Annotated in this window: 5 protein-coding genes; 2 read left to right on the top strand and 3 right to left on the bottom strand. The window is 67.3% G+C overall.

The window, feature by feature from the left end; all coding sequences use genetic code 11:
• Positions 1 to 184: YbfB/YjiJ family MFS transporter (locus G3N97_RS35620; RefSeq protein WP_205997517.1), on the bottom strand; the 184-nt coding region annotated here is incomplete at its 3' end.
• Positions 185 to 337: 153 nt separating this feature from the next.
• On the opposite strand from G3N97_RS35620, the gene G3N97_RS35615 reads away from it, so the two are divergent.
• Complete coding sequence (locus G3N97_RS35615) at positions 338 to 1,255, top strand: LysR family transcriptional regulator (protein WP_205997516.1); 918 nt, start codon at positions 338 to 340, stop codon at positions 1,253 to 1,255.
• 83 nt (positions 1,256 to 1,338) lie between these two features.
• On the opposite strand, the gene alaS is transcribed toward G3N97_RS35615, so the two are convergent.
• On the bottom strand, positions 1,339 to 3,963 hold the full coding sequence (alaS, locus tag G3N97_RS35610) for an alanine--tRNA ligase (protein WP_205997515.1): 2,625 nt from the start codon (positions 3,961 to 3,963) through the stop codon (positions 1,339 to 1,341).
• A gap of 363 nt (positions 3,964 to 4,326) precedes the next feature.
• Between alaS and G3N97_RS35605 the strand changes: the two genes are divergently transcribed.
• Positions 4,327 to 5,547, top strand: a complete 1,221-nt coding sequence (locus G3N97_RS35605) for a CaiB/BaiF CoA-transferase family protein (protein ID WP_205997514.1) — start codon at positions 4,327 to 4,329, stop codon at positions 5,545 to 5,547.
• Positions 5,548 to 5,620: 73 nt separating this feature from the next.
• On the opposite strand, the gene G3N97_RS35600 is transcribed toward G3N97_RS35605, so the two are convergent.
• Positions 5,621 to 6,010 (bottom strand): alpha/beta hydrolase (locus G3N97_RS35600; RefSeq protein ID WP_205997513.1); only part of this gene is annotated, 390 nt, incomplete at its 5' end.

Genomic DNA, 6,010 nt, shown 5'->3' with positions numbered 1-6,010 from the left:
AGCCGCCGTGTTGCAGATCGAGTCCGCCGCCGTGCAGCATCAGCGGCAGGAGCGGCGTGAACGCGAAACGTCCGATGCCGAGCGCCGCCGCGAGCGTCGCCATGCACGCGAGCGCGGCGCGTCGGGCGGCATGCGGGCGGCGGGCGGTCTGGGAGCCGGAACGGCGGGCGGCGAGGTCGGTCATGATCGGCGAAACACGGAAGGAGACGAAGAAACGGGGCGGCATGGGCGACGTGGCGCGGCATGGCGCGACATCGCTTCCCAGCATGGTAGTCGCTGAAAACCTTCCTTAAAAATGAATTATGATGAACGAATCATTCCCGTTTAGAGAACTATCATGGATCTCGCCGAGCTCGCGATCTTCCGGGCCGTCGTCCGCGAAAACGGCGTGACGCGCGCCGCCGCCAAGCTCAACCGCGTGCAGTCGAACGTGACCACGCGCATCAAGCAGCTCGAGGAGGAACTCGGCACGCCGCTGTTCACGCGCGACGGCCGCCGCCTCGTGCTGACGCCCGCCGGCGAAACGCTGCTGCCCTACGCCGAACGGATGCTCGCGCTCGCCGACGAAGCGCGTCACGCGCTCAAGGCGGCGCGGCCGGCGGGGCGTCTGCGGCTCGGCACCATGGAGAGCGCCGCCGCGAGCCGCCTGCCGGGCGTACTCGCGCGCTATCACCAGGCGTGGCCCGACGTCACGCTCGAACTGGAAACGGCCACGACCGGCTGTCTGATGGAGCGGCTGCGCGAATTCGAGATCGACGCCGCGCTGGTCGCAACGCCGTTCGCGGGTCCGCCCGCCGCCGACGTCTTCGAGCACGTGAGCATCTATCGCGAGGAACTGGTGATGATCACGCCGCGCGGGCATCGGCCGATCCGCCAGCCGGGCGACGTCGCGCTCTCGACGCTGGTCGCGTTCGAGCGCGGCTGCGCGTATCGCAACTACGTGGAGGCGTGGTATCTGGAGCACGGCATCCGGCCCACGCGCGTGCTGGAGCTGGGCTCGTATCACGCGATCGTCGCGTGCGTGGCGGCGGGCGCGGGCGTTGCGGTCGCGCCGCGCTCGGTGCTCGATCTGCAGCGCAACGCCGACGACATCGCCGTGCATTCGCTCGGCACGCTCGGGCAGATCGACACGCTGCTGGTCTGGCGGCGCGGACATCTGTCGCCGGCGCTCGATGCGCTGAAATCGGCGTTGCTTGCGCATGCGCGCGGTGAAACGCTGGCGCCCGCCGAAGCCGCTGCAGCAGCTGTGGCCTGAAGCGCGCACACGCGCTCATCGGCGCAAAAACAAAAAGGGCTGCCCTTGCGGACAGCCCTTTTTTCATCGGCGAATCTGCGCGATTACAGCTTCGCTTCGACCCAGCCCTTCACGCCCGCGAGCGCCGCCGGCAGGTTCGCCGGCTCGGTGCCGCCCGCCTGCGCCATGTCCGGACGGCCGCCGCCCTTGCCGCCCACCTGCTGGGCGACGAAGTTCACGAGCTCGCCGGCCTTGACCTTCTTGCTGGCCTCGGCGGTCACGCCCGCGATCAGGCTGACCTTGCCGCCTTCGACGGCCGCCAGCACGATGGCCGCGCTCTTGAGCTTGTCCTTGAGCTTGTCCACCGTTTCGCGCAGCGTCTTCGAGTCCGCGCCTTCGAGCGTGGCGGCGAGCACGTGCACGCCGTTCACTTCGATCGCCTGACCCGCGAGTTCGTCGCCCTGGCTCGACGCCAGCTTCGACTTGAGCGCGCCCAGTTCCTTTTCGAGCGACTTCACCTGATCCTGCACCTGCACGATGCGCTGCGTGAGTTCGGCCGGTTGCGCCTTGAGCACCGCCGCCGCCGCGTTGATGCGCGCGTCGAGGTCCTGCACGAAGCGCACGGCGTTGTCGCCAGTGATCGCTTCCACGCGGCGGATGCCGGCCGCGACGCCGCCTTCCACCACGATCTTGAACAGGCCGATGTCGCCGCTGCGCGTCACGTGCGTGCCGCCGCAGAGTTCGCGCGAGAAGCCGAGGTCGAGCACGCGCACTTCGTCGCCGTACTTTTCGCCGAACAGCGCCATCGCGCCGCCCTTGACCGCTTCGTCGTAGGACATCACGCGCACGATGCCGGGCGCGTTCGCGAGCACTTCCGCGTTGACGATCTGCTCGACGCGACGGATTTCGTCGTCGGTCATCGGCGCGTTGTGGGCGAAGTCGAAACGCGTTTTATCGGCGTCGACGAGCGAGCCCTTCTGTTGCACGTGCGCGCCCAGCACTTCGCGCAGCGCCTTGTGCATCAAGTGCGTGGCCGAGTGGTTGCGGGCCGTGCGGGCGCGACGCACGGCGTCGATTTCCGCCTTCACGACGTCGCCGACCTTCAGCGTGCCCTGCTCCAGCGTGCCGTGGTGGCCCGAAACGTCGGCCTGCACCTTGAGCGTGTCGGCGACGGCGAAGCGGATGCTCGCGTTCGAGATCACGCCCTGGTCGCCGACCTGGCCGCCCGATTCCGCGTAGAACGGCGTGTGGTCGAGCACGACCACGGCGTCCTGACCGGTCTTGACTTCGTTGACCGACGAGCCGTCGACATACAGCGCGACGACCTTGGCGTCGTCGAAGGCGATCTCTTCGTAGCCGTGGAACGTGGTCTTGGCGCCCGAGTATTCGAGGCCCTGCGCCATCTTGAACTTGCCCGCGGCGCGCGCCTGCTCGCGCTGGCGCGCCATGGCTTCGTCGAACGCCGGTTCGTCGACCGTCACGTTGCGCTCGCGGCAGACGTCCGCCGTGAGGTCGAGCGGGAAGCCGTAGGTGTCGTGCAGCTTGAACGCGAGTTCGCCGTCGAGCGTCTTGCCGCCCTTCGCTTCGAGGTCGGCCAGCGCGCCGTCGAGGATCGACATGCCGTGCTCGATGGTCTCGAAGAAGCGCTCTTCTTCCTGGCGGAGCACATCCGTCACGCGCTGTTGCGCTTCGGTCAGTTCCGGATAGGCCGCGCCCATTTCGACGACCAGATCGTTCACCAGCTTGTGGAAGAACGAACCCTTCTTGCCGAGCTTGTAGCCGTGGCGGATCGCGCGGCGCACGATGCGGCGCAGCACGTAGCCGCGGCCTTCGTTGCCCGGAATCACGCCGTCGACGATCAGGAACGAGCACGCGCGGATGTGGTCGGCGATCACCTTCAGCGAGTTGTTCGTGAGGTCGCTGATGCCGGTTTCGCGCGCGGCGGCCTTGATCAGGTTCTGGAACAGATCGATCTCGTAGTTGCTGTGCACGTGCTGGAGCACGGCGGCCAGACGTTCGAGACCCATGCCGGTGTCGACACACTGCTTGGGCAGCGGCGTCATGTTGCCCTGCGCGTCGCGGTTGAACTGCATGAACACGAGATTCCAGATCTCGATGAAGCGGTCGCCGTCTTCCTCAGGCGATCCCGGCGGGCCGCCCCAGACGTCCGGACCGTGGTCGTAGAACACTTCCGAGCACGGGCCGCACGGGCCGGTGTCGGCCATCTGCCAGAAATTGTCCGACGCGTAGCGCGCGCCCTTGTTGTCGCCGATGCGGATGATGCGCTCGACCGGCACGCCGATTTCCTTCGCCCAGATGTCGAAGGCTTCGTCGTCTTCCTTGTAGACCGTGACCGTGAGCTTGTCCGCCGGCAGGCTGTAGACCTTCGTCAGCAGTTCCCAGCAGTAGTGGATCGCGTCGCGCTTGAAGTAGTCGCCGAACGAGAAGTTACCGAGCATCTCGAAGAACGTGTGGTGGCGCGCCGTGTAGCCGACGTTTTCGAGGTCGTTGTGCTTGCCGCCCGCGCGCACGCTGCGCTGCGCAGTGGTCGCGCGCGAGTACGGACGCGATTCGGCGCCGAGGAACACGTCCTTGAACTGCACCATGCCCGAGTTGGTAAAGAGCAAGGTCGGGTCGTTGCCCGGCACGAGGCTCGACGAGCGCACGATCGTGTGGCCCTTCGATTCGAAGAACTTGAGGAATTTCTCGCGGATTTCGGAGGCTTTCATGGCGTGCTGTATTTACCTTCGGGGCGTCTGTGCTGAATCTTGTTTGATCTCGAAAACACGGGCCGCAGCTTGCGCGTGCGCGGTTTCCTCGATGCTGAATCGAACGATTATACGGGATCGACGCACGCGCGCGGCGGCGTCCGCGGACCGGCGTGCATCGCTGCCACGCGGTACGCGGCGGCGTGTGCGCGCGCTTGACGATTCGTTGCGCGCGGGGCGTCGGGTGAGCGCTGTCGCGCGGCAACTTGTTCCGCTAAGCGAAACTTTGTACCGAAATAAGCCGTACGGAGGGCGAATCGCTTAATATGGACGCAACGGCCGCCTCGACGGCCCGCCTCAAAACGATATTGGAAGACATACAGCATGGGCGCTCTCAGCCATATCCGCGTACTCGATCTCACCCGCGTTCTCGCCGGACCGTGGTGCGCGCAGACTCTCGCCGACTTCGGCGCCGACGTGATCAAGGTCGAGCGTCCGGGCGCCGGCGACGACACGCGCCACTGGGGGCCTCCGTATCTCAAAACGCCCGACGGCGAGGACACCGCCGAGGCCGCCTACTATCTCGCGCCGAACCGCAACAAGCGCTCGGTGACCGTCGATATCGCCACGCCGGAAGGTCAGCGCATCGTGCGCGAGCTGGCCGCGCAGAGCGACGTCGTGCTGGAGAACTACAAGGTCGGGCAACTGAAGAAGTACGGGCTCGATTACGCCTCGCTGCGCGAAGTGAAGCCGGACATCGTCTATTGCTCGGTGACGGGTTTCGGCCAGACCGGCCCGTATGCGCCGCGCGCGGGCTACGACTTCATCGTGCAGGGTATGGGCGGTTTCATGAGCATCACGGGCGAGCGCGACGGCCTGCCGGGCGGCGGCCCGCAGAAGGCCGGCGTGGCGATCGCCGACCTCATGACCGGCATGTACTCGACCATCGCCGTGCTCACGGCGCTCGCGCACCGCGACCGCACGGGCGCGGGCCAGTACATCGACATGGCGCTGCTCGACGTGCAGGTCGCCATGCTCGCGAACATGAACACGAACTACCTCGCGAGCGGCACGCCGCCGGTGCGCTGGGGCAACGCGCATCCGAACATCGTGCCCTATCAGGCCTTCCAGACGAGCGATAGCTGGATCATCCTCGCCGTGGGCAACGACGGGCAGTTCCGCAAGTTCGTCGAAGTCGCGGGCCGCGCCGATCTCGCCGACGACGCGCGCTTCGCGACCAATCCGGAGCGCGTGCGCCATCGCGACACGCTGGTGCCGATCCTCGCCGACCTGATCCGCACGCGCAGCAAGGCCGACTGGATCGGCTCGCTCGAAGCCGCGGGCGTGCCGTGCGGGCCGATCAACGATCTGGGCGAAGTGTTCGAGAACGAGCAGGTGATCGCGCGCGGCTTGCAGGTGGACGTGCCGCACCCGACGGGCGGCGTGGCGCGGCTCGTGCGCAATCCCATCCGCATGAGCGAGACGCCGCCTGTGGTGGCGAGCCATCCGCCGACGCTCGGCGAGCACACGGACGACGTGCTGCGCGGCGTGCTCGGTTACGGCGACGAGCAGATCGAGGCATTGCGCGGAAAAGGCGTGCTTTGACGCCTTGGCGGCGTGCCGGCGGCGAGCGGACTTCGCTTCGCGCACCGCCGGATTTCGTCTAGCGCCATCGACATCAACCCATCGACATCAGCCATTCATAGCCCTGCGGCCAGTCGCCAAGGCCGCTTTCGGCGTTGATGTGTCCACGCGCGCCGATCGTCTCCCAGCGGCTGCCCCAGCCCTGCGCGCAGCGTTGCGCGAAGTCCAGCCCGCCGTACGGATCGTCGCTGCTCGCGACCACCACGCTCGGGAACGGCAGCGCGGCCAGCGGCACCGGATCGAAACCGCTCGCGTCGCGCGGAAATTCGGGGCCATGCGGGTCCGGCACCGCCACCAGCAGCGCGCCCGCGACCTTCGCGCGCGTCGCCGCGCTCGAAAAGCGCGCCGCCCAGTGCGCCACGGTCAGGCAGCCGAGACTGTGCGCCGCCAGCAGAATGCCGCCCTCGCCGTCGCCGTCACCCAG

Source organism: Paraburkholderia sp. Ac-20347, assembly GCF_017104805.1.
Classification (GTDB): domain Bacteria; phylum Pseudomonadota; class Gammaproteobacteria; order Burkholderiales; family Burkholderiaceae; genus Paraburkholderia; species Paraburkholderia tropica.
This window is presented reverse-complemented; position numbering and strand designations above follow the sequence as displayed.